19 protein-coding genes, 1 tRNA gene and 1 pseudogene are annotated in these 17,869 nt (G+C 69.1%); 6 read left to right on the top strand and 15 right to left on the bottom strand.

Features of this window, described 5'->3' with window-relative positions; translation table 11 throughout:
* Positions 1–12: 12 nt before the first annotated feature.
* Positions 13–621 carry a pentapeptide repeat-containing protein gene (locus ACH54P_RS21590; protein ID WP_489915458.1) on the bottom strand — a complete coding sequence of 203 codons (609 nt, stop codon included), beginning with the start codon at positions 619–621 and terminating at the stop codon, positions 13–15.
* A gap of 44 nt (positions 622–665) precedes the next feature.
* Between ACH54P_RS21590 and ACH54P_RS21595 the strand changes: the two genes are divergently transcribed.
* The gene (locus ACH54P_RS21595; RefSeq protein ID WP_489915460.1) at positions 666–1,574 is read left to right on the top strand and encodes an ornithine cyclodeaminase family protein; all 909 of its coding nucleotides are present in this window, start codon (positions 666–668) and stop codon (positions 1,572–1,574) included.
* A 73-nt stretch (positions 1,575–1,647) separates the two neighbouring features.
* Here the strand turns inward: ACH54P_RS21595 and ACH54P_RS21600 are convergent.
* Positions 1,648–1,989 (bottom strand): annotated as a pseudogene (locus ACH54P_RS21600) (MATE family efflux transporter); the annotation flags it as partial.
* Positions 1,990–2,138: 149 nt separating this feature from the next.
* Between ACH54P_RS21600 and ACH54P_RS21605 the strand changes: the two are divergent.
* Complete coding sequence (locus ACH54P_RS21605; RefSeq protein WP_020643997.1) at positions 2,139–2,393, top strand: hypothetical protein; 255 nt, start codon at positions 2,139–2,141, stop codon at positions 2,391–2,393.
* 82 nt (positions 2,394–2,475) lie between these two features.
* Complete coding sequence (locus ACH54P_RS21610; protein WP_489915462.1) at positions 2,476–3,306, top strand: hypothetical protein; 831 nt, start codon at positions 2,476–2,478, stop codon at positions 3,304–3,306.
* 103 nt (positions 3,307–3,409) lie between these two features.
* On the opposite strand, the gene ACH54P_RS21615 is transcribed toward ACH54P_RS21610, so the two are convergent.
* From ACH54P_RS21615 to ACH54P_RS21640, 6 genes are all read right to left on the bottom strand, one after another.
* Entirely contained in the window at positions 3,410–4,903 is a 1,494-nt protein-coding gene (locus tag ACH54P_RS21615; protein WP_489915464.1) for a carboxylesterase/lipase family protein, read from the bottom strand.
* On the bottom strand, positions 4,903–6,324 hold the full coding sequence (locus ACH54P_RS21620; protein WP_489915466.1) for an ATP-binding protein: 1,422 nt from the start codon (positions 6,322–6,324) through the stop codon (positions 4,903–4,905). The genes ACH54P_RS21615 and ACH54P_RS21620 overlap by 1 nt, the downstream gene beginning before the upstream one ends.
* On the bottom strand, positions 6,321–7,973 hold the full coding sequence (locus ACH54P_RS21625) for an FAD-dependent oxidoreductase (protein WP_489915468.1): 1,653 nt from the start codon (positions 7,971–7,973) through the stop codon (positions 6,321–6,323). The genes ACH54P_RS21620 and ACH54P_RS21625 overlap by 4 nt, the downstream gene beginning before the upstream one ends.
* Before the next feature lie 9 nt (positions 7,974–7,982).
* A complete protein-coding gene (locus tag ACH54P_RS21630) occupies positions 7,983–8,909 on the bottom strand; it encodes a ribonuclease Z (RefSeq protein WP_489915470.1) in 927 nt (308 codons plus the stop codon).
* Between the two features lie 13 nt (positions 8,910–8,922).
* Positions 8,923–9,477, bottom strand: coding sequence for an HdeD family acid-resistance protein (locus tag ACH54P_RS21635; RefSeq protein ID WP_489915472.1), 555 nt, complete (start codon positions 9,475–9,477; stop codon positions 8,923–8,925).
* A 133-nt stretch (positions 9,478–9,610) separates the two neighbouring features.
* Positions 9,611–11,788: an RICIN domain-containing protein gene (locus ACH54P_RS21640; RefSeq protein ID WP_489915474.1), complete on the bottom strand. Its 2,178-nt coding sequence runs from the start codon at positions 11,786–11,788 to the stop codon at positions 9,611–9,613.
* 275 nt (positions 11,789–12,063) lie between these two features.
* Between ACH54P_RS21640 and ACH54P_RS21645 the strand changes: the two genes are divergently transcribed.
* Positions 12,064–12,136: transfer RNA gene (locus ACH54P_RS21645), tRNA-Ala, on the top strand.
* A gap of 22 nt (positions 12,137–12,158) precedes the next feature.
* On the opposite strand, the gene ACH54P_RS21650 is transcribed toward ACH54P_RS21645, so the two are convergent.
* From ACH54P_RS21650 to ACH54P_RS21660, 3 genes are all read right to left on the bottom strand, one after another.
* Positions 12,159–13,202, bottom strand: coding sequence for a tyrosine-type recombinase/integrase (locus ACH54P_RS21650; protein WP_489915476.1), 1,044 nt, complete (start codon positions 13,200–13,202; stop codon positions 12,159–12,161).
* Positions 13,199–13,459, bottom strand: a complete 261-nt coding sequence (locus tag ACH54P_RS21655; protein ID WP_489915478.1) for a tyrosine-type recombinase/integrase — start codon at positions 13,457–13,459, stop codon at positions 13,199–13,201. The genes ACH54P_RS21650 and ACH54P_RS21655 overlap by 4 nt, the downstream gene beginning before the upstream one ends.
* 380 nt (positions 13,460–13,839) lie before the next feature.
* A complete protein-coding gene (locus ACH54P_RS21660; protein ID WP_489915480.1) occupies positions 13,840–14,280 on the bottom strand; it encodes a hypothetical protein in 441 nt (146 codons plus the stop codon).
* 185 nt (positions 14,281–14,465) lie between these two features.
* Between ACH54P_RS21660 and ACH54P_RS21665 the strand changes: the two genes are divergently transcribed.
* Both ACH54P_RS21665 and ACH54P_RS21670 read left to right on the top strand, forming a co-directional pair.
* A complete protein-coding gene (locus tag ACH54P_RS21665; protein WP_489915482.1) occupies positions 14,466–14,954 on the top strand; it encodes a hypothetical protein in 489 nt (162 codons plus the stop codon).
* Positions 14,955–15,296: 342 nt separating this feature from the next.
* Positions 15,297–15,608: a hypothetical protein gene (locus ACH54P_RS21670; protein ID WP_489915484.1), complete on the top strand. Its 312-nt coding sequence runs from the start codon at positions 15,297–15,299 to the stop codon at positions 15,606–15,608.
* 522 nt (positions 15,609–16,130) lie between these two features.
* Here ACH54P_RS21670 and ACH54P_RS21675 read toward each other — a convergent pair.
* The 4 genes from ACH54P_RS21675 to ACH54P_RS21690 form a co-directional block, all read right to left on the bottom strand.
* Positions 16,131–16,361 carry a hypothetical protein gene (locus ACH54P_RS21675; protein WP_489915486.1) on the bottom strand — a complete coding sequence of 77 codons (231 nt, stop codon included), beginning with the start codon at positions 16,359–16,361 and terminating at the stop codon, positions 16,131–16,133.
* A 14-nt stretch (positions 16,362–16,375) separates the two neighbouring features.
* Positions 16,376–16,636 (bottom strand): hypothetical protein, encoded by a 261-nt coding sequence (locus ACH54P_RS21680; protein ID WP_489915488.1) that lies wholly within the window; start codon positions 16,634–16,636, stop codon positions 16,376–16,378.
* A gap of 271 nt (positions 16,637–16,907) precedes the next feature.
* Complete coding sequence (locus tag ACH54P_RS21685) at positions 16,908–17,057, bottom strand: hypothetical protein (protein WP_489915490.1); 150 nt, start codon at positions 17,055–17,057, stop codon at positions 16,908–16,910.
* Positions 17,058–17,465: 408 nt separating this feature from the next.
* A complete protein-coding gene (locus ACH54P_RS21690) occupies positions 17,466–17,858 on the bottom strand; it encodes an ankyrin repeat domain-containing protein (RefSeq protein WP_489915492.1) in 393 nt (130 codons plus the stop codon).
* Positions 17,859–17,869 lie beyond the last annotated feature (11 nt).

Below are 17,869 nucleotides of genomic sequence, written 5' to 3' on the forward strand. Positions count from 1 at the left end.
GTCGAGCCGAGCCTACGCCCGGACGTGCAGCCCCAGCGACGTGACGAGCACCGCAGCCTGTTCGGGTGACACGATCGCGCCGGCCAGGTCGGCGTTCAGCGGGTCGAGCGCCGACAGGTCGCTGCCTCGCAGGTCGGCGCGCGGCAGCTGCACGGCGTGCAGCGTCGCCCCGGACAGGTCGACGTCGGTGAACACCGCGCCGGCGCAGTTCGCCCCGGTGAGGTCGGCCTCCCGCAGGCGCACGCCCTGGATGGTGACCGACCGCAGGTCGGCGCCCGCCAGCCCGGCGAACGACCAGTCGCCGCCGGTGACCCGCAGCGGGCGCAGCTCGCACTCGCTGAAGGTGGCGCCGACGAGCTTGCACCCGGTGAACTCCGCGTCGAAGAAGTTGCACCGCTTGAAGGCGCAGCCGGTGAACGCCGAATCCTCGTGCCGCGACGCGTTGAACCGCACGTTGCCGAACACGCAGTCGGTGAACACCGAGTTCCGCGTGACCGCCTCCGAGAAGTCGACCTCCCGGAACTCGCACCGCACGTAGTGCCGCCCGGTGATCTCCTCGCCGTACCAGTCGTCGCGGACGAACCGCTGCTCCTCGCACGGATCTTGCGTGGCCTCGGACATCCCGTCAGGCTAGCGGCAGACCCCGACCCGGGAGGGCCGCGCGCATGCTCGACGCCGACGACGTCCGGAAGGCCGTGCCGATGACGGCCGCCGTCGACGCGGTGCGGGAGGCGTTCCTCGACCTCGCCGCCGGACATTTCGCAGTGCCGCAACGGTTGTCCTTCGGCGGTGGCACCACGCTCGTGATGAGCGCCTGCCACACCCCGTCGTCGACGACCGTCGTGAAGACGCTCAGCCTGGTCGCCGGCCGCACGCCGATGATCCTGGGCACGCTCGTCTGGAACACCGCCGAGGGCCAGGTGGTCGCCGACGCCGTCGAGGTGACGACCTTGCGCACGGGCGCGGCGTCCGGCGTCGCGACGGACCTCCTCGCCCCACCCGACGCCCACCGGCTCGCCCTGCTGGGCACGGGCGCGCAGGCCGCCGACCAGGTGCGCGCCGTGGCGGCGGTGCGCCCGGTGCGCCGGCTGGCCGTGTTCGGCCGCGACCGGTCGCGGGCCGAGGCCTTCGCGGGACGGATGGCCGCCGAGTTCCCCGGAATGGTGACGCGGGTGGCTTCGAGCGCCTCGGACGCCGTGTCCGACGCGGAGATCGTCTGTTGCGCTACTTCGTCTCGCGCTCCTCTCTTCGCCGTCGATGACTTGCCCGAACGGGTTCACGTCAACGCGATCGGGTCGTACCTGCCGTCCATGCGGGAGCTTCCCGCCGGGTTGCTCGCCACCGCCGGTCTCGTCGTGGTGGACCAGGTGGGCGCCGCCCTCGAGGAGGCCGGTGAGGTGATCCACGCCGTGGAGACCGGGCTCCTCGACCGAGGTGCGCTGCTCGAGCTGGGTCAGGCCCTGCGCACCCCGCCGGTGGTGAACGGACGAACGGTGTTCAAGTCCGTCGGGCTCGCCGTGCAGGACTGGGCCGTGGCCCGTCTGCTCGGCGGCGCCGAAAAGGCCCGCACCTAGCGTGCCTGGAGGGCATCTCGCGTACCTGGAGGTCGGTTCGTGAGCCGACCCTCTGGGTACGCGAGCCGACCGGTCAGGCGGGGCGGGTGGCGCCCGTGATCGCCCAGTTGCCCGAGTGCCAGCGGGCCAGGATCGCCGCAGGCGGAGGAGCATGAAGAGGGAGAGGCCGGTCCAGATGCCCGTCCTACCCCAGGGACGCCCAGATCAGCGGCAGGAAGCCCAGGGTGGCGTTGCGGAGGAAGGCGGCGTCGCCCGCGCCCAGCAGGACGCCGTCCAGGGCGAAGACCACCCCGGCGATCGGCTGCAGCGCGACGAAGAACCACCACGCGTGCGGGATCTCGGCAAGCACGCCCGGGTCGGACGTGAAGGCGTGCGGCAGCACCCACGACAACGCCGTGAACAGGACGCACAGGAAGCTCACTGAGCGCGCTATCCAGCTAGCGGAGAGCGACAGGAAGCGGCCGAACGGCGCAATCTGCCCCTTGGAGCGTTTGATCCGTCACCCGATCCGGGAATTTTGCGGGCATGTCTCCTTGGCGAACCACCACCAGACGGAACACGGCCGTGCGGGTCATCACGGCGATCGGCGCGATCTTCGCGGGGATCGAAGTTCTTTACATGATCATGGTGCTCGCCGGTGCCAACGCCGGCAACGCCTTCTTCCAGTTCATCAAGTCACTGGCGGTTCCTCTCGCCTTGTTCTGGCCCGGTTTGTTCCCGGTGGACAGCCCGAGCCTGGCCGTGATCCTCGACTTCGGCCTGGCCGCGGTGTTCTGGCTGGTCGTCACCGGCATCATCGCCCGCTTCGCGGGCCGGTGACGGGCGGCGAACCGCTGCCCCACCCGCGCCGCCGGACCACCCGCCGTCGCCGCCACCGGTGTTCTTCAGCGACACTGGACGGATGAGCGACGGCAGGTGGTTCGACGGCTGGTCGCCTTGGCCCGAGCTGGCCGGGCTGGCCGCGGCCGGGCGTGCCCTGCTCCCGAACGTCCCGGTCACCCCGGCCGCCTTGGCGCGCACCGTCACCGAGCAGCTCGTCGGCCGCAGGCTGACGGCGAAGGTCGGCGACCGCGAAGTCGGCCTCACGCTCACCGAGCTCGACTACCCGGCCGACAGCCTCCGGCTGGCCACCGGCCGCGTCGGCGACGTCCGGATCGTCGCCGAGGACGTCGACTGGCCGCAGTCGGCAACCGAGGACGACGGCGAGCCGGGAAGCATCCCGTTGCGCCGGGTCACCGTGCTCGCCGAAGACGTCCGCCTCCGCTCGCTGCCCACGCCGGCCGCCATCCCCGCGCGGGTCGAACTGCACATCGCGGTGTCCGCGGATGTGCTGCGCGAGCGGGTGGCGGCGGTCCGCCCCGGGATCGTCGCGGCCCCGGCCGAGAGCGGGCTGCTCCAGATCCACTGGGCCAAGCGCCCGCAGTGGGGTCACCTGACGCTCGAAGCCCAGGTGGCGGACGACGCCGTGGTGCTCGTGCCGCGGACACTCCACATCGGACGGCGGCAGCTGCGCCCACCGGCCCGCTTCCGCCCCATCGTGCTTCCGCTGCCGGAACTCCCGCCGGGCATAAAGCTGACGAAGGTCGAGCCACGGCGCGACGAACTCGTGTTGCACACAATGGCGGAGGAATGGCCGGAACGGCTTTCCCGCATTCCCCTGACGGATTTGCTGACCTGGCTGACCACGGCGGCCGTGACGCTGACTCTGCCGAAACTCGGAACGCGTTCATAGCTCCCCTTTTGCCTGTGCCAGCCCGGATTGGCTGACACTGACCAAGCTACTCGAACGCCCGTTCGAACATCATCACTCACACGGGTAAATCACGGAAACCCTGTCAGAGCACCGGAAACCAGGTCCCGGACGCCCATTCCGCGTCGCCCCAGGCTTTCCGCTCGTCGGCCCGCGGGTCGAGCACCAGATCGGTGTCTTCCCGGAAAACCAGCACCGGCCGCAATTCGGGGCCGTACGGCGGCCATTCGGGACCGTCCGCGGACGCGACGCCGTCGTGCACGAACCGCACCCAGCAGCGGTGGATCAGCAACGCCGCGCGCTCGCGGGCGGGGTTCACCGCGGTCGCCTCAGCGTAGAGCGGCAGCGGGGTCTTCCACGCCATGGTCGTCTCGGTGCCGTGGCCGCCGTCGAGCTGTTCGGGCACGCCGGGCGCCGCGACGTCGATGCGGTAGCGGTAGACGGGCGCGTGCGCGGACTGCGCGTCGGCGAGCCGCTGCGTCGGGATGCCGTAGCGTTCGTCGCCCATCGCGGCGATCTTCGCGGCTTTGAGGTCGGGGACGCGGCGGAGGTATGTCTCGAGAAGCCGCGAAGCGCCTTCGTCGCCGAGGATGCTCGCGAGCACGTCGGACGCCGGAGCCGTCGCGACGTCGTCGCCGAGCATCAGCGCGTACGTGCTGCCTTCGTTGCTGTTGCAGCCGATCAGCAGCGGGATCCCGGCCGCGCTCCCCCGGCGGATCGGCTCGATCGGGACCTCCGGCAGCACGCGCGGATGCAGCGTCGGCCGCCAGAGCCACAGCGCCTGGAAGCCGGTGAGGATCCGTTCCTGCGCTTCGACGAACTCCTTCGCCGGCAACGCCCGCAGCGCGTCGATGTCGTGGCAGCCGACTTCGTCCAGGAGCCGGCGGGCCAGCGCCGTCCCGGCTTCCGGCGTCGCCACGTGGTCCGCGCCGCCGCTGCTGCTGATCGCCTGCGCGAACAACCCCGCGCCCAGCGGGCTGCCCATCAGGTTGCCGAGGCTCTTCGCGCCCGCAGAAACGCCGTAGACGGTGATCCGCGCGGGGTCGCCGCCGAACGCGGAGATGTTGCGGCGCACCCACTTCAGGGCCTCGATCTGGTCGAGCAGGCCGCAGACCCCGGCGTCCATTTCGGACTCACCGAAGATCCCGGCGAGGTGCAGGAAGCCGAGCGAACCGAGCCGGTAGTTGATCGTGACCACGACGATGCCGGCGCGCGCGAACTCCTCGCCGTCGCCCAGCTGCTCGCCGTGGCCGACGCGGTACCCGCCGCCGTGGAGCCAGAACAGCACCGGCCACCCACCCGCCGGCACGGGCCCTTCCGGCGTGCAGACGTTGAGGTACAGGCAGTCCTCGTCGCACACCGCGGACGGGTTCATCGGGTCCGGCGCCTGCATCGCGTGCGGGCCGTACTCCGCCGTGACGTGCACACCGCGCGGCAGCGACGGCGGCCGTGGCGCCTTCCACCGCAGCTCGCCGACCGGCGGTCGGGCGTACGGGATCCCGCGCCACCGCCGGACGCCGTCGCCCGCCAGCCCCACCAGCGCCCCGAGTTCGGTCGTGACCGTCGGGACGGAGCTCATCAGAGCGAGGCCTGCTCGACCGTCGGCAGGCAGACCTCGAACCGGGTGTTCCCTGGTTCGGACTCGACGCGCAGATCGCCCTGGTGCCGTTCGACGACGATCTTCCACGAGATGTCCAGGCCGAGCCCGGTGCCCTCGCCGACCGGCTTCGTCGTGAAGAACGGCTCGAAGATCCGCGGCTTGATGTCCGCGGGGATGCCCGGGCCGGTGTCGCCGATCTCGACGCGGATCTGGTCGTCGACGCGCCACGTGCGCAGCGTCAGGGTGCCTTCGCCCTTCATGGCGCCCAGGGCGTTGTCGATGATGTTCGTCCAGACCTGGTTCAGCTCGGCCGGGTAGGCCGGGACCTTCGGCAGGGAGCGGTCGTACTCCTTGACGACGCGGACGCCGTCGCCGATCTTGCCGGACAGCATCACGAGCGTGGAGTCGAGGCCGTCGTGGACGTCGACCCACTGGTGCGGCGCCCGGTCCATCTGCGAGTACTGCTTGGCCTTGCCGACCAGCGCGGAGATGCGCGTGGTCGAGTCCTCGATCTCGCCCATCAGCATCTCGGTCTCGAGCGCGTAGGCGAGCCAGCGGACGGCGCCGTCCATGAAGGTGTCGCCGACCTGCTCCAGCACGTTGTCCAGGTCGGCCGTGGTCAGCCCGGCGCGGACGTAGATGTCGGCGAGGTCCCAGCCGCCGTCGATGCCGTGGTTGTCGAACCAGTCGGTGATCTCGTCCTCGCGGTCGGCCTGCTGCATCGCGGTCAGCTTCTCCGCCTGCGCGACCTGCTTGACCAGGCGTTCCTGGACGTCGATGAGCTGGTAGAGCAGCTCCGGGTCGATGTCCTTCTTCGCCAGGAAGGCGAGCTTGTGCCGCATCCCGGCGACGCGTTCGCGCAGCGCGGACGTCGCCCGGACGGCGGCCGCCGCGGGGTTGTTCAGCTCGTGCGTCAGGCCGGCCGACAGCTCACCCAGCGCCAGGAGACGGCGGCGCGAGCCGATCACCGTGTCGCTGTTGCGCCAGCCGAGGTACATGCCCTCCAGCAGGTGGGTCGCCATCGGGAACCACTGGCGGAACTCGACGGCGAACTCGGCGGCGGGCAGCGCGAGCAGCGTCAGATCGCTCAGAGCCTGGACCGAAGCGCCGTAGCGGTGCTCGGCTTCCTGGTGCACGAAGAACTGCGTCGCGCCGAAGTAGGCACCGCGCTGGTCGGAGCGGTTGGTTTCGACCTCGGTGCCGCTGACCAGCCGCGTCATCCGGACGGCGCCGTTCAGGATCACGTAGAAGCAGGTCGCTTCCTCACCCTCGCGGATGACGAAGGTGTCGCCCTCGTACTGCTCCAGGACGCCGTTGGCGGCGACCCAGTCGAGCTGGGCTTCGGAAAGGTGTTCGAACAGGAAGAGGCCGCGAAGCTCTTCCCGCGGCAGTGCGCTCATTGTTCCTCCAGGTACCGGTGTACCAGCGTCACGGCCATCGCGCCCTCGCCGACCGCGGACGCCACCCGCTTGACCGACTGGGACCGCACGTCACCGGCCACGAACACGCCCGGGATCGACGACTCGAGGTAGTGCGGATCACGGTCGAGCGGCCAGCCGGGGGGCCGCTGCCCGGCGGTGAGGAGGTCGGGGCCGGTGCGGACGAAGCCGTGGTCGTCGCGCTGGATGTCCTCGCCGAGCCAGTCCGTGCGCGGGGCGGCACCGATGAAGATGAACAGGTGCCCGGTCTCGACCGTCTCGGTGACGCCGTCCTCGCACAGCGTGAGCCGCTCGAGGTGGCCGTCGCCGTGGGCCTGCTTGACCGTCGTGTGCGTCCGGACGTGGATGTTTTCGATGCCGGCGATCTGCTCGATCAGGTAGTGCGACATCGACGCCTCCAGCGACGAGCCGCGCACCAGGATCGTGACGTCGCTGGCGTGCCGGGAGAAGAACACCGCGGCCTGCCCGGCGGAGTTCGCGCCGCCGACGATGTAGACGTGCTCGCCCTTGCACTCGGGCGCCTCGGTCGAGGCCGAACCGTAGTAGACGCCGCGGCCGCTCAGCTCCTCGATGCCGTCGGCCTCCAGGGCGCGGTAGGTGACGCCGCTGGCGAGGATCACCGAGTGCGCGGCGATCTCGCTGCCGTCGCCGAAGGTGATCACCCGCGACGAGCCGCGGGCCTCCAGGCCGACGACGTCACGCGCGGTCAGCACCTCGGCACCGAACTTCTGGGCCTGGCGCCGCGCCCGGTCGGTCAGCTGGGCGCCCGAGACGCCGTCGGGGAAGCCGAGGTAGTTCTCAATGCGCGAACTCGTGCCGGCCTGGCCACCGGTGGCCTTCTTCTCGACGAGGACCGTGCGCAGGCCCTCGGACGCGCCGTACACGGCCGCGCCGAGGCCTGCGGGACCGCCGCCGATCACGACGAGGTCGTAGAACTCCTGCGCCGGGCGGGTCGACAAGCCGACCGCGTCGGCGATCTCGCTGCCGCTGGGCTGCTTGAGGACGGTGCCGTCCGGGGTGACGACCACCGGGATGTCGGCCTCGGTGGCGTCCGCCGCCTGCAGCAGGCGCTTGCCCTCGGGCTCGTCGACGGAGAACCAGCGGTACGGCACGGCGTTGCGCGCGAGGAAGTCGCGCATGTGGAACGACGGCGACGAGTACTTGTGGCCGAGGAGCTTGACCTCCTCGACGGGCCGGTCGCCGACCGCGCGCCAGGTCTCCACCAGCGCGTCGATCACCGGGTAGAGCTTCTCCTCCGGCGGGTCCCACGGCTTGAGCAGGTAGTGGTCGACGTCGACGACGTTGATCGCCTGGATCGCGGCGTCGGTGTCGGCGTAGGCGGTCAGCAGGGCACGGCGGGCGTGCGGGAACAGGTCCATCGCCTTCTCGAGGAAGGCGATCCCGTCCATCTGCGGCATCCGGTAGTCGGCGAGGATCGCCGCGACGGCGTCGCCGCGCAGCTTGATCTCGCGCAGCGCGTCGAGGGCGTCCTGGCCGGAGTCGGCGCGGATGACGCGGTAGTCCTTCCCGTAGCGGCGCCGCAGGTCACGGGCGACCGAACGGGACACGGCGGGATCGTCGTCGACGGTCATCAGGATCGGCTGGCTCACGGATGCAGCCTACGGCGCGCCGCGCCCGTCCGGGGAGGACCGCCGTTTCGGCACCTGGACCCGCTCCAGGTCCTCGGCCACGACGATCTCGCCGTCGAACTCGGCCTTGGCCTCCTCCAGGAAGCGCGCCGGGTCCGGATAGCGCTGCGAGAAGTGGGTCAGCACGAGCTGCCGGACGCCGGACTCGGCGGCGACGCGCGCCGCCTGCTGCGCGGTCAGGTGCCCGAAGTCGCGGGCGAGCTGGGTGTCCTCGGCGAGGAACGTCGACTCGATCACGAGCATGTCGGCGTCCTCGGCGAGGGCGTAGACGGCGTCGCACAGGCGGGTGTCCATCACGAACGCGAACCGCTGGCCGCGCCGGACCCCGCTGACGTCGTCGAGGCTGACGCCTCGGAGGTGGCCCTCGCGCTGCAGCCTGCCGACGTCCGGGCCGCCGATGCCGTGTTCCTCGAGCCGCTCGGGCAGCATCGTCCGGCCGTCCGGCTCGACCAGCCGGTAGCCGAACGCCTCGACGGGGTGGCTCAGCCGCCGGGCCTCGAGGGCGAGCTTGCCGGTGGCGATCGGGCCGTCCTCGGTGATCGGGTGTTCCCGCAGGTCAGCCTGCTCGTAGAACGCCGTCGCGTGCCGCATCCGCGCGAAGTAGTGCGCGCCGGACGCCGGGAAGTGGGCGTGGACCGGGTGCGGCACCTTGTCCAGCGACAGCCGCTGGATCACCCCGGGCAGGCCGAGGCTGTGGTCGCCGTGGAAGTGCGTGACGCAGAGGCGCGTGACGTCGGACGCGGCGACGCCGGCGCGCAGCATCTGCCGCTGCGTGCCTTCACCCGGGTCGAAGAGGATGCCCTCGCCGTCCCAGCGCAGGAGGTAGCCGTTCTGGTTGCGGTGGCGCGTGGGCACCTGGCTCGCGGTGCCCAGCACCACCAGTTCGCGGGTCGACACCCCCGCACGCTACTCAGGCGGCGAGCTTCCGGAGCCGGAAGGCCAAAACCAGCAGCACGACGCCGTAGAGCACCGCGTAGATGCCGACGAGCAGGGCGATGCCGTACGCACCGGCGATCGGGTTGATCACGATGAGGACGCCGGCGAGCACCGAGATCGCGCCCGCCGCGATGAGGAACGCCTCGCCGCGGATCTGCTTGCGCAGCCGGACCGCCGCCGCGATCTCGGCGATCCCGGTGACGATCGCCCACAGGCCGACCAGCAGGGCCAGCAGCAGCACCGTGATGCCCGGCCAGACCAGGACGAGGATGCCGGCGATGATGCCGAGCGCGCCGAGGACGCCGTAGGCCACGCGGTGGGCGGCGTCGCCCGGGCGGAACGCCTGCATCAGGCCGCCGATGCCGTCGACGATCGCGTACACGCCGTACAGGATCGCCAGGACGAGCACGGTGGCGCCGGGCCAGATCAGCGCGAAGAGCCCGAAGAGCACGGCGAAGACGCCGCGGACGGCGACCAGCGGCCAGGCCCGACGGGGTTCGACGACGGTGAACGCTGCGAAGGAGGTCATCTGCCGCTCCCGGATCGTTGGGGACCCCAGTATCGCGACGACCACCCGCCGGCGGCTTCCCGAACACCCCGTTCGGGCGTATCCACAAAGGACCGGCGTGCGCCGCGGCCGCCACCACGGCGCACGCCGGTGCTCAGGGGTAGCTCACCAGGTTGACCGGCTTGGTGCCGGTCGGCGTCGCCGCCCCGGTGGTGTTGATCACGTGCGTGATCGTGCCCTGGTAGTTGAGCGACACGGTCACCATGTCGTGGAACCGGACGCCGGCGGTGTTCGGCGCCTCGTAGGCGTGCGCGCTCGCGACCGAGGGGTTGGTGCTGAAGTAGCAGTAGCTGCCCAGCCCCCACGCCTCGTGGCTGGTCACGTTCGGGCCCACCTTGTAGGCGGAGAACCCTTGCGTGGAACCGTTCATCCAGCTCGCCTGGTTCGGCACGTCGTAGGGCATCTCGTTCTGGAAGAAGTACGTGCGGCCGCCGTTGCCGTTCCAGACCACCTGCGTCTTCTGGTAGTGCTCGACGAAGAGGCCGTACATCGTCACGTTGTCGCCGTTGACGATCAGGCCGGTGTCGGCGGTGTTGGTGGTCCAGCCGACGTAGCTGTTGTCGGCGGCGTGGTCGGCGCGCCAGATCCACATGTGGTCGCCGATCACGTTGCCGCTGTTCACCACCAGGCTGTTCGTCGCCTTGCCGACGGCCGGGCCGCCGATCCGGAAGAACACGTCGTGCAGTGACGTCGGGTTCGCCGCGTGGTTCGCGGTCGAGCCGGCCGGGCCGACCTGCATGAGCGTGTTCGAGCTGGTCGTGCCGGCGTCGATGAGCAGGCCCGCGACCTTGACGCCGTCGACGTCGTCGACGGTCATCGCGGTGATGCCGTTGTCCGGCACCAGGGTCGCGATGCCGAGACCGAGCACGACGGTGTCGGGCCGGGTGACGCGCAGCGTCTGGTTGAGGTGGTAGACACCGGGCGTGACCAGCAGGTTCTTGCCGGCGGCGAGCGCGGCGTTCATGTCCGCGGCGCTCGCGCCGGGCTTGGCGATGTAGAACTGGTCGATCGGGATCGAGCTGCCGGGAGCGGTGCCGTTCGCCCAGCTGGTGCCGGAGGCGTTGGTCTTGGTGCTCGGCACGAAGACCTGGTAGCTGCCGGCGTTGTCGATGTAGAGGAAGGGCTTCTCGCGCACGACGGGCGTCTGGGCGACCGTGGTGTACGGCGGCGTCGGGAAGGTGTTGGCGGGGGCGCCCTGGACCCCGGCGAAGACCATGTTCCAGTTGGAGCCGGACCAGCTGCCGAACTGGGAGTTGCGGGAGATCCACTGCTGCTGCGAGCCGGAGCGGACCTGGCCGTCGATCTTCGTGTCGGAGATCCAGCCGCCGCTGGCCCAGCCGCCGTCGTCGAGCTGCAGGTCGCCGCGGACGTGCATGCGGCGGTACGGCGCGGCCTGGCTCACCGCCCAGCGGTCGGCACCGCCGGTGGGGTTGACGGACAGGTTTTCCGCACCGCGCCAGAAGTTCTGGGTGGCGTTCTGCGGCGGGAACCAGTCGGCTTCGACGTGCACGGCGCCGTTGATCGTCACGGCGTCGGGGCTCAGGCCGAGGCCCAGGACCTGCGTGTAGAAGCCGACGTTGACGTCGTTGGCGTAGGTGCCCGGCTTGAACATCACGGCATAGCGCTGGCTGCCGAACTGGTTGCGCTCCTGCTGGCCGAAGATGCTGTTCAGGCGGCTCTGGATGGTCGAGCTCGGCATCGACGGGTCGAAGACGACGACGTTCGGGCCGAAGTCGGGCTGGCCGGGCTGGGTCGTGTTCACGGGGTTCAGCGTGAACGACTGCGCGGTGGTGCCGTTGCAGGCGTACTGCTGGAGCTGGACGGAGTCGGCGGCGGAGGCCCCGGGGACGTCGAGGCACTTCCCGCTGTTGCGGCTGACGAAGTGGTACCGGCCGTTCCCCTCGTCGACGGCCTGCCACTGCTGGTTGGCGCCGCCGGAGTAGGTCCACAGCTGGACGAGGCCACCATCGGCGGTGGAGACGTTCGTGACATCCCAGGCCGCGGCCGGGTTGGTCCGGGCGTTCACCCGGAAGTAGCCGTCGCCGGTGGACTGGAACTGCCACTCCTGCGACGCGGTCTGGTTGCAGGAGTACTGCTGGACAACGGTGCCGTTCGCGGTCCCGGCGGCCCGCGCGTCAACGCACTTCCCGCTGTTCGCGGCGGTCACGGTGTACCAGCCATCGGGAGTGACGGCGGCTTGGGCTCCGGGTGCGGTGGCAGTGCCCGCGACCAGGGCCAATGCTGCGGACAGCAGCACCAGCGTCCTCTTCATGCGAAACCTCCTCTGCCGCCGTGGGCGGCGTTCGTAGAGCAGGAAACGGCAGAGGCGTGCCCGGTCTGGGTAGACGCGGCGTAACGGGCGGGGACCTCGGCGTCACAACCGCGCAAAATGTAACGGCGGCCACACCCGGAGTCAATACACGACTAAAAATAAGGTGTAAAGCCGCAGGTCAGAGGGTTGTCGTTAGTGTGGGGACCCCCGCGCGGAGGGGTGCTGGGCGGGGTGTAATGTATGGACACACGAGATGCGGAGTTGAACTTCGCTCCGGGGCTATGGCGCAGCTGGTAGCGCACCTCACTGGCAGTGAGGGGGTCAGGGGTTCGAGTCCCCTTAGCTCCACTCTCTCGCAGAACCCCTTCGGTCACGCCGTTCCGGCAGGTCGGAGGGGTTTCTTGCTGTTGAGGGACGATCTTGGGTGATTCGCTTCGACCGACGCATCGGTGTCCCTGCTGGGGCACTTCTGGAGCACCACGCTCCCGCCCACGGAACCTCTGACGCCACGTCGCCGCCGCTCACAGGCAGTGCCTCCGAGCTGACCCCTCCCGCCAGCGGCGATAGGGGCAGCCGACCCCGATCGAGTGTGTTTTGCCGACGGGGCTGTCCGCGGTCGGCCTGTCGCTGCCGACTTTGGCCTCAGCCCCTTCGGATACGGACTGCGGGTCGCCTTAAGCCAGCGGCGCTGCAGATCGGCCAGCAACCGCCTCTCCACCTCCGGCGCCACATGCGAATACACCTCCACCACCCGATTCGGCAGATGATGACCCAACCGGCGCGCCTGCGCGATCTCCGGCGTACCCCCGGCGATCAACCACGTCTTGTGACTGTGCCGCAACCCGTGAAACGTCAACCCCGGCTGGACCGCATACAGCCGCACCCCCGCCTTACCGCCACCGCCGTCGATCGCCGGGCGCAGCACCCGCCGGTCGAAGCTCGACCGCCACAGCCAGGTGCCACACGCGTTGGTGAACACGAACTCGAACGGATGCGTCTCCAGATGCCGACGCAGCAGCCGGACTAGGAACGGCGGCAACACGATCGTGCGGGCCGACGACGGCGTCTTCGGCGGACCTAACCACCGCCGGCCTCGCGACTCATGCAGGGAACCGACCTCGGCGTCGACGACCAGCCGACCGGCCTCCAGGTCGAGGTTGTCGCGATGCAGAGCCGCCAGCTCACCCCACCGGCACCCCGTCCACGCCGCCGTGATCACCAGCAACCGCGCCACCTCTCCCCCGAGCACACCGGCCTGATTCGCAATCCGCAGCACCTGCTCCGGACTCGCCCACACCCGCTCTGCCACCATCGCCCGGGACCGGCGGCCACGCCGACGCCGCTGCCGCACCGGATTGACCGGAATCAACCGCTCCCGCACCGCATCACTCAGAATCATCGACAGCAGCTTCACCCAACTCGCCACCGTCGCCGCCGCGTAGCCCGCCTCCGCGACTCCTTCACCCACGCATCGACATCCAACGCCGTGATCTCCCCCAATGGCGTCGCACCAAACCGGACAAGAACATGACACCGCAGGTAACTCTCGTAATTGTCCACCGTCCGCGGATCCAGATCCTGCACCGGAAACCACCGCTCCACCCACGACCGCAACACGAGCCGGCCACCCGCCGGATCAATCCACACCTGCCGACGCTGGTCAGACTCCATGTCACCGGCGTACGCATCCGCGCTCCGGCGACTCGAGAACCCGGCACCGACCCCACAGTTCCGTCCGCGCGGCGGTACCGGACCCGCCACGAAGCCTGACCCGTCTGCTCAACCCACGCCATGACGACCTCCAAGCCGCCCGATCGAACGAGGCAGAACCAGCATCACCCCGACGCGACTCGAAGCCGACAACCAAATACTGCAACCTTCCCACCTGCTAGCCTTACAAGAAGCAATTGTCTGACGCACAACGACTCGGGCAACCCAGTCACCCGTCGGGACCATCCCACGCTCGTGTGCGGACAGCGACTCGTGTCTACCGAGGACGCACATCGTTCGCAGCACCCGGGCTTGAAGAGCACGCAGCACTGCTGCGCCAGTCAGGCGACAAGCCTGTCAGCCCGCCCACCGCACGAAGCGATCACACTGCACCTATCACGAAGTAAGCAGGCCTGCCGCCAGGTGCGCGGGTGGCGCAGCCGCGCGCGCATCCGCTGGAGGAACGGCGCGTCCGCGGACGCCTTGTCCCGGGCCGTGTGCGGGGCCCGGGGGATCTGGGCGCCCCGGATCTCGTAGTACGCGTACCGGCGCAGCGTCGTGAGCTGTGGGCCCAGCAGCACCGCCGCCAGCGGCGGGAGGAAGGCGCAGGCGAGGATCGACGGCAGGTAGCTCGGTGCGAAGAACGCCCACGGCAGCCCGATCAGACCCAGCGGCAGCAGGCTCAGCGCCGAGGAGAGGAGCACGAACCACAGGTCGCGCCACGCCCGCCCGCGCCAGGGCGCCAGCAGGAAGCGGCCGATCGGCGCCAGGACGGTGTTCATGGTCCCCAAGGTATCGACCGCGTGACCGGTGCTCCATGGCGCTGACGCCCGCTTCGGCCTGTACCTAGCACCACCCCCGGAACGGAAAGCCGCATTACTGATTCGCCGGGCCACGGCAGCCAGAGTGGTGATCGTGCCCGGCGCACCATCAGACGCCGACGCCGGGCGGAGAGGGGACGACCGCCATGCTCGCCGCCACGGACAGCCTCAGCCGTGACCCCGTCCCCGGCCGGATCGGGTCCCGGCCGAGGAGCGGGCGTCCGGACGCCCGCGCCGACCGCCCCGGCGGACGCCGGCCGGGGGCGCTCGGTGTCGCCTTCGTGCTGGCCGGGCTCGCGATGATCCCGTGGGTGTTCTACCTCTCGGTCACCTTGCCGGCCAGCGCGCGGGACGCGCACTGGTCGCTCGTCTGGGTCGGTCTGGACAGCTGCGAGGCGCTGGCGCTGTTCGCCACCGGCCGCTTCTTGCTGCGACGGGACAGCCGGTGCGTGCTGACCGCGGTCGGTACCGCGGTGCTGCTGCTGGTGGACGCCTGGTTCGACGTCACCGCGGCGGCGCCCGGCCCGGACCTGGCCACTGCGATCGGTATGGCGGTCTTCGCCGAGATCCCGATCGCGCTGGTCTGCGCCGTGCTCGCCGCGCGTGTCCTGCGCACGCCGTTCCCGCGCGGCTGACCGGCCACCGCGACCGGTCAGGGCGGTGTGCCGTTGCCGACGTCGTGCACGCCGCCGACGCAGGTCAACCGCACTCCGACCGGTGTCACCTCGATCAGGTCACGGCCAGACCCCCGGCAGCGGCTTGGAGGTCGACGCAGTCGCCCCGGTCATCGACATGCATGAACTCCCGGCGAGTCGGTACTCAGTCGTGGTTCCCGATGGCTCGTTACGCGATCTCCGACCGAACAGAGCTGCTGGTCGCTTGGTAGGGCCGGTGACCTCGGGGGCCGCGACGCACGCACATGCCGATGAGCGTGCGCCCGCACCATTGCTTCGCCAAAGTCAAGAGGGGGAAAGCCGGTGGATCTCACGGGTCGGCGGGCAGCTGTCAGGACGCTCTTCGAGGCCCATCGCAAGGCGCCGTTCCCAAGCCGCTGGCGAGGTGCCGACCTGGGAGGCATCGACATGGTGATGCTCGACGCGCACCCAGCCGGTTGTGTCGCCGTCTGGCTGGCGCAACAACATCTCCTGGACGACCGGAGATGGAAGGTCCTCGCCGAATGCGAACAGCAACTCATCCGAGTCATCCCCGAGTTCAACGCCTGCGATCGCGATTACTACCAGCGGATTCTGGACATGACGGTATTGGTGCTGGACGCGAACCGCCGATAGCAACGTCGGAATCCGGACGATCTCCGGTGATCAGTCGAGCAGCCTGCGCGATCGCCCTCCGCCTGCGCCGTGGTTTCGCTCGTGTGATGTGACCTCGGTTGTTTTTGACTACGGATGAACCCTTGCGACGGACGGGCTGCGTGCGCTCGGTTTCGAGAATCATCGTGAACTACGCGGCCGGCCGATCGGGGCTCGGCTCCCGGCGCCGTGATGACCCGCCGCTTCACGGACCCAGTTCTTCGATCCGGCGAGTGAGGTAACGCCGTTCGGCTTTCGGGAGATCGATCCGACTCACCCGCGACAAGGGTGACGCCGAAGAGAATCAAGAAGCGACTCGGCAATAGAGTTTTTGACCATCTGAGACGGCGCGACGAGCCAGCGCTGCCAGCTCCGCCGCGAACTCCGTCAGTGCTGGCCGCTCGGCGACGATGCTCAAGGCACCTCCCGCACCGACGGCATTCGACACCGCCTGTCGGAGGACGTCCGGCTCAGCTGAAGCGAGCGCTTTCGTCAGCGGATCAGTCAACGGCAGGACAACGCAGTCGTCGTCGTTGAACTCTGCAACCACCAAGCCGTGCCGCGGGTCGGATCGGATCTCGTCGAGGTTCTCCCCGTGAGAACCGCTTCCAGTCGTGCAAGTTCGTCCATCGGATCGACTCCCTTGACCGTCAAGCCGTCGAGTTCGTTGCCGACGCGAGCAGCGGCCATTTCCGCCTCTCGGCCTCCTTTTGCCGCGAAGTAGGTGTACAGCACGGTGATCCTTGTCTTCAGGCTTCGGCGATGCCCAGGTCGACCAGTTTCCGGTGGAGCGTCAGGCTTTCCTTGAAGTCCACTTCGTCGCGGCCGACGACGAGTACGGTGGAGTCGAACGGGCTGCGGGCCACGCGCTTCAGCCAGCGCTGGACGGACCGTGGCAGCGTCGAGAGGTCCGCTCCGGCCAACCGTTGCTTGCGCACCAGGAACTGCGTCTCCGGATCGCGCCGGACGAGTTCTCCCGGCAAGGAGAACATCGACGCGGATTCGAACACCGCCTCGCTGATGTCCAGCGCGTACTCGCCTTCCGCGTAAACTGCCGCTCGGCTTCGGCGAACGCCTCCCCGCGGTCACCGGGGACCGACTTTGGCATTTCGTTGAAAATCCACGAACCCAGCCGCCCGCGCAGGACGACACGCCGGAACAGGCACCCGTCCAGGTACACCGGGTCGGCCGGTGTGGGGCAGTCGGTGACCGTGACGTCTTCGAACCGCACGCCGATCGCCGCACTGTTGACCAGCTGCGTTCCGGTGATCGCCGAGTCGATCACCGGATCGGGTACGCCGGATCGTCGACCTGCACAATCGCACAGTCGAACAACTCGCCGCCCCGAACCGAGATACCGGCGAGCGTCCACGGCCGCTCGTCGAGCCTGAGGTGGCGAAACTCCCGGTCTTCGTAGGTTGCGTGGGTCATGTCGCGTACTCACAAGGTCGGGCCGATTGCGAACGGTCGGAGCATACCCGGCAGGCCGTCATGCTTCGCCGAAGAGTTCGATCATCTCCGGGATGGTCAGCCTCCGGTAGGTCAGCAGATTCTCCTTCGAATCGATGTAGTCACGGTTGAGATGTATTCGTTCCGAATATTCGGCGTCAGCGGTGATATCGATGTTGAACTTCCCCGCTTGGAAGTCCGGTTCCGCCTGGAACGGGCGACCGAGTCTGGTGATGTTCTTGTCATTTCTGACCGACGGTCCCCTGACGACAGCCTTTCTTCTCAGCGGTGCTTCGCGATGGCATCACCGCCGAGCTACCAAATTTCGTAGTTGCCGCATTCCGTCGTGATCTCGGCCGCCGTTGAGTCCATTTGCCTGTGGATCACACTTTACTGGACGTCTTCAAAGAACTGCTTGACATCATAATTCGCAATAAGTCGAGCCAGGCCAACGGGAGTTTGCCCTGAATCGTTGGTCTTGCGCGGATCCGCCCCATGTCGACGAAGTAATTGGATGACATCACCGCGCCCCTGCGAATTAAAGACCGCTACAAACAGGGGTGTGTTCCCGTATTTGTTGACCGCATCGACAACTGCCCCGGCCTCAAGCAGCACCTCGGCGACCTCCACGTTTCCCTGCTGTGCCGCCAGGTGGAGTGGAACGAAACCGTCACGATCCCCAAGGTTTGGGTCCTGCCCGGCCGCCAGGAGTGCGCGAGCCTGGTCAGCGGCACCCTCAAGCGCACTGTAATGCAACTCTGAGCGCCCTTGGCGGTCAACCATGTCGATGTCTC

This window comes from Amycolatopsis sp. N2S4-7, assembly GCF_058119595.1.

Bases quoted from the DNA above. Each gene is read 5' to 3' on its own strand.
- ACH54P_RS21685 (WP_489915490.1), bottom strand. From the start codon at position 17,057: ATGACCCACGCAACCTACGAAGACCGGGAGTTTCGCCACCTCAGGCTC.
- ACH54P_RS21595 (WP_489915460.1), top strand. From the start codon at position 666: ATGCTCGACGCCGACGACGTCCGGAAGGCCGTGCCGATGACGGCCGCC.
- ACH54P_RS21590 (WP_489915458.1), bottom strand. From the start codon at position 621: ATGTCCGAGGCCACGCAAGATCCGTGCGAGGAGCAGCGGTTCGTCCGC.
- ACH54P_RS21640 (WP_489915474.1), bottom strand. From the start codon at position 11,788: ATGAAGAGGACGCTGGTGCTGCTGTCCGCAGCATTGGCCCTGGTCGCG.
- ACH54P_RS21690 (WP_489915492.1), bottom strand. From the start codon at position 17,858: ATGGTTGACCGCCAAGGGCGCTCAGAGTTGCATTACAGTGCGCTTGAG.
- ACH54P_RS21655 (WP_489915478.1), bottom strand. From the start codon at position 13,459: ATGGAGTCTGACCAGCGTCGGCAGGTGTGGATTGATCCGGCGGGTGGC.
- ACH54P_RS21610 (WP_489915462.1), top strand. From the start codon at position 2,476: ATGAGCGACGGCAGGTGGTTCGACGGCTGGTCGCCTTGGCCCGAGCTG.
- ACH54P_RS21615 (WP_489915464.1), bottom strand. From the start codon at position 4,903: ATGAGCTCCGTCCCGACGGTCACGACCGAACTCGGGGCGCTGGTGGGG.
- ACH54P_RS21635 (WP_489915472.1), bottom strand. From the start codon at position 9,477: ATGACCTCCTTCGCAGCGTTCACCGTCGTCGAACCCCGTCGGGCCTGG.
- ACH54P_RS21620 (WP_489915466.1), bottom strand. From the start codon at position 6,324: ATGAGCGCACTGCCGCGGGAAGAGCTTCGCGGCCTCTTCCTGTTCGAA.
- ACH54P_RS21660 (WP_489915480.1), bottom strand. From the start codon at position 14,280: ATGAACACCGTCCTGGCGCCGATCGGCCGCTTCCTGCTGGCGCCCTGG.
- ACH54P_RS21665 (WP_489915482.1), top strand. From the start codon at position 14,466: ATGCTCGCCGCCACGGACAGCCTCAGCCGTGACCCCGTCCCCGGCCGG.